Annotated in this window: 1 protein-coding gene; it reads right to left on the reverse strand. The window is 67.4% G+C overall.

Translation table 11 applies throughout. The annotated features are described in order from the left end of the window. Positions 1 to 1,140 (reverse strand): DUF222 domain-containing protein (locus tag ACWDU4_RS28260; RefSeq protein WP_450117271.1); only part of this gene is annotated, 1,140 nt, incomplete at both ends.

The following is a 1,140-nucleotide window of genomic DNA, read 5'->3' on the forward strand; positions in this document are numbered from 1 at the left end:
CGGGTGGTGAGCCCGACGTCGAGGGGGTTGCCGTTGTCGTCCATGACGATTGGGGTAACGGCCGCATCGCAGGACAGCATCACCGCCTGACGGAGGCTGACCGGTCCGAGCCACGGCATCCAAGCTGGCCCCCGCCGGATGAAAGAGCGTCCCGGGTTGGTGGCGTTCGCGACGGCCTGCGCGAGAGGGCAGCCGTCGGATCCGCAGGTTCCGTTGCAATCTCCTGGACCGCACTGGTTCTCGCTGCGATCGCAGACGGTTGATCGAGCATTGCTCGTGCCGCGGGTACCAATACCCGTGCGGGTGCTCGTGTCGGTACATGCGACGGTGACGGTGACTGTGTTGGTGGTCGGGGTTCCTGCGTCCGTGGTGGTGTGAGTGGCGTTGGCGAGGTCGTTGACTCCGACGAACACGGTCATGTGCGGTTTCTCGCCGCCCTCTCCGGGTGCATCTCCGGAGTCGAGGTAGTGGCGGACGATGTCGGCGAACGCGTCGGCGCGGCGTTGCGGCGCGGTCCTGGGGTCCTGGTCGGGTTCGCCGTGGGTGTTGTTGCGTCCGGGTTGCGGCTTGGACAGCGCGGACAGGGCGGTGAGGAGTTGTTCGCCGGTGGTCTTGTCGAAGTGCCCTTTGACGCGGACTCTGCCGCCGGCGGTGGGGGAGGCGAAGAACTCGTTGAGTGCCTCGTTCTCGTCGTCGGAGGGTGGCCCGTCGTTGTCCCTTTCGAGCATGGTCTTGAGGGCGGCGGCGCGGTTGGCCGTGTCGGCGGCGTGTTCGTGTTCGGCTGCTGCCACGAGGTAGTCGGTGCACTGCTGGGTGCATTCGGCGACCGGGTCGAGCACCTCGCCGTCCACGACGGCGGGGTCGACGTCGGAGATCAGATCGGGGATCTGATCGAGCAGGTTGGTGATGGCCCGTACCTGATCGACATCGACGGTGCCGGCCGTGAAGGCGTCGGCGACGTCGGGTCGGTTCCGGAGGCTGCGTCCGGCGGTGATGATCTTCTTCGCGTGCCCGGGGGTGAGTTTGCAGGTGCCGGACAGCCACGCCTGTGTCGACGACGCGCCGACGGTCTGGGCGACACACCGTTCGTCGATCTCGTGGACCAGACGCACCCGCAGGGCGTCGAGTTGCCGCATCCGC

The organism is Rhodococcus sp. NPDC003348 (genome assembly GCF_053589375.1).